This is a genomic window from Candidatus Magnetaquicoccus inordinatus, assembly GCF_004217665.1.
GTDB classification, from domain to species: domain Bacteria; phylum Pseudomonadota; class Magnetococcia; order Magnetococcales; family Magnetaquicoccaceae; genus Magnetaquicoccus; species Magnetaquicoccus inordinatus.
This window is the reverse complement of sequence record NZ_RXIU01000288.1, coordinates 1-3,409: the sequence shown is the minus strand read 5'-3', so window position 1 is coordinate 3,409 and position 3,409 is coordinate 1. Positions and strand designations below refer to the sequence as shown.

Sequence of the window (3,409 nt, the reverse complement as noted above, 5' to 3'; positions counted from 1 at the left end):
ACCGTCTTGTTACTGTGAAACGGGCACGTGGAGGAGTTATTGAAAGAGAAGTTCTTGATGGTGAAGAGATCAAAACTCCGACACAGTTCTATGTAAAAGGTGGGGATTTCTTGATTTCAAAACGTCAGATCGTTCATGGAGCGTGCGGGTTAGTGCCCGACAATTTGGATGGATCGATTGTATCAAACGAATATGCCATATTAGGAACCGATGGGCGTCTTGATCTAAAGTTTTTAAGATATTTGTCTGAAACGATCTATTTTCAGCAAACGTGCTTTCATTCCAGTATAGGTGTTCATATTGAGAAAATGATCTTTAAGGTCGACAGATGGTTGAAGTGGGATTTCAATATTCCTCCTCTTTCTGAACAAATAAGAATCGCCCGCATCCTCTCCACCTGGGACCGGGCCATTGAAATCGTGGAGCGGTTGATCGCCAACAGCAAGGCGCAGAAAAAGGCACTGATGCAGCAGCTTTTGACGGGGAAAAGGCGATTTCCTGGTGATGAGGGGGAATGGGGTCTTGGCTGTTTTGGAGAGGGTATCAGACTGATCTCTGGTCAGCATATTGAAGCAAGTAATGTTAATTCAGACAGAAAAGGTGTTCCTTATCTGACTGGACCAGCAGACTTTCCCAATGGGTATCTAGTGATTTCCAAGTATACAGATACTCCCAAGGTGCTTTGCGATGATGGTGATATATTAATAACAGTGAAAGGATCTGGCACAGGCAAGTCAATTCTGTCAAATTCAACATATTGTATTAGCCGTCAATTGATGGCCGTTCGCGCTACAAGCTTTGATCGTATTTTTGCATTTTATGTTCTCCAATCCAGAGTTGGCATTTTTGAGGATGCAGCAAGTGGGTTAATACCAGGAATATCAAGGGATGATGTACTGAGCTTTCGTGTGATTATTCCTCCGAAGGCATCTCAGAAATTGATTGGAAGGGTTCTTTCTGCATGTGACCAGGAGACAGTGAAGCTGGAGCAACAAGTTGATGCTCTTAGACGCCAGAAAAAAGCCCTCATGCAACAACTCCTCACCGGCAAAAGGCGGGTGAAGGTGGACGAGGAAGCCGCATGATGGCCAGCAAACACACCCCACCGGCGCAGCACTGCGAACACAAACACTCTTTTTGCCCTTTTCCGTTCTCCGCCTTGGCGAGCGGTGCAGTACCGCACGCCCGAACCGGTTCAGACCAATGGATGGATTGTCAAAATCTCAAAACAAGCCTCGCAAACTTCCCTCACCCCGTATATACTGAACCCAACTTAACCGCCACGCCTATACCTTGGATTAGTCCTTGGCACGCGCAACCTTGGCGGTTTTTTGTTGCTCATTGCTTGATGCGGTCCCATGAGCGGATCCTGCTCGCAGTTGTTCCTTGGAGGGTATCATGAAATTAACAAAAATCACCCTGGAGAACTTCCGACGATTCGAGAAACTGGAACTTGTGTTGGAAGGATCTGCCCATATTCTGCTTATCGGCAATAACGGTGCTGGCAAGAGCTCCATCCTGGAGGCTGTAACCAAGGGGTTGAGTTGGTTGGTGGCGCGTATCAACCGGGAAAAAGGCAACGGAAGTACCCTGGATGACGGCCAAATTCGTAATGGTCAAAATGAGGCGGTGATCATGTTGGAGGTCAAAGACCAGGAGCATACTTTCCACTGGTCTCTGGCAAAGACGCGCAAAGGCCGCAAAAAAACTCGGGAAAGCCAACTTGCCAACATGACTGCTCTGGCAGAGCATTTCCGTACCGCATTGACGAACAATGCGCAAAATGCCTCTCTTCCGTTGATTGCCTATTATCCGGTGGAGCGCGTGGTTCTGGATGTTCCCATACGAACGCGCAGCCTCCACACTTTTGCGCAAGTGGATGGATATGACAACGCACTGCAACAGGGCGTGGACTTTAGGCGTTTCTTTGAATGGTTCCGGGAACGAGAGGACACCGAGAACGAATCTTCAACCAACCTGAACGATCAGATATTGAATCTGCTTGCCAACCTGAGGGGTGGTGATCCGGCTCTTTTGTGGCAGGAATTGGACAGGCTGCGTTCTTCGCCCAAGGATCGGCAATTGACGGCTGTGCGCAGTGCCATCGCCGCTTTTATGCCAGGTTTCGATAATTTGCGTATTCAGAGACGGCCCAGACTATTGATGATGATCGACAAGGATGGTCTTTCGTTCGACGTCGGTCAACTCTCCCAGGGGGAAAAATCCCTGATCGCCCTGGTTGGGGATATTGCACGCCGTTTGGCCATGATGAACCCTGCCATGATTAACCCATTGGAGGGAGAGGGTATTGTCATGATTGACGAGGTGGATCTGCACCTGCATCCCAAATGGCAACGCACCATTTTGGGCAATTTGGCCAGAACTTTTCCCAACGTGCAGTTCATACTGACTACCCATTCACCCATTATCATCAGCCAGGAGAAAAATGCGCGCAGTTTCATGCTTGCTGAAAACAAGATAAGTTCCATCGGTGACATCTATGGCATGGATGTTAACCAGGTTTTGTTGCAAGAGATGGATACGGACATTCGTAACCCTGTGGTCCAAGAAAAAATAGATCAGTTGTTGGAAACGATCCAGGATGGCAATATGGCTCAAGCCAAAGATCTGTTGACAGAAATGGAAAGAGAGCTTCCGGCAGATCATTTGGAACTGTCCAAGGCGCGACTGCTCTTGAGGAGACTGGAATTGCGCCGTCAGGGTTCCAAAGGGGAAAGTTCATGAGATGGATTCGCAAGGGTGACCCTCCTCCTGAATTGGCACATTGGCACCGTCATCACTCTTCTGGCACTGTTTATGACGATCTGGAGCATTCTGAAGAGGGAAAAGAGGTTCGACTTGCCATCCGCCAAGCTGCGCTTGGGGAACAACGCTGCCTGTGTGCCTATTGCAGTGAACGCATTGATGTTGAAACCAGCCACAATGAGCATGTGATCCCACAAGCAACAGCTCCCAATCGTACCCTTGATTTCGCCAATATAGTGGCATCCTGCAACAGGAGAGGGCAATGCGGAGGTTCTCATGGAAGCCAAAGATTGCCATTGACCCCGCTGGATCCCGCTTGTGAACATGAATTGATGTATCTCCTTTCTGGACGTGTGACAGGAACGACCGACAATGCCCAGGAGAGCATCCGGATTCTTAATCTGGATGGCCGCAGCCAGCGTAATAGACGAAAGCAGATGGTGGAAACTTTGATTTTTCTTGAAAGAATCCAACCGGAAGAGTTGACCCTGCTTGATGACGAGTTGCTTGCAATCATCCTGGATGATATGCAAACAGAAAAAGAGGGTTGTCTGCTTCCTTATGCGCCTGTCTTGGCCAATATTATCCGCCAACTCTTGGCCAATTGACATGACCGCTACTCCCGAAACCAGAGAGCAATACA

Annotated in this window: 3 protein-coding genes; all 3 read left to right on the top strand. The window is 48.5% G+C overall.

From position 1 onward, the window contains the following. Window positions 1-1,085: restriction endonuclease subunit S (locus EJP87_RS14740; protein WP_130472622.1), on the top strand; the 1,085-nt coding region annotated here is incomplete at its 5' end. 313 nt (window positions 1,086-1,398) lie between these two features. Next, entirely contained in the window at window positions 1,399-2,745 is a 1,347-nt protein-coding gene (locus EJP87_RS14735; RefSeq protein ID WP_130472621.1) for an AAA family ATPase, read from the top strand. Further along, on the top strand, window positions 2,742-3,374 hold the full coding sequence (locus EJP87_RS14730) for a retron system putative HNH endonuclease (protein ID WP_130472620.1): 633 nt from the start codon (window positions 2,742-2,744) through the stop codon (window positions 3,372-3,374). Before EJP87_RS14735 ends, EJP87_RS14730 begins: the two co-directional genes overlap by 4 nt. Window positions 3,375-3,409: the final 35 nt, after the last annotated feature.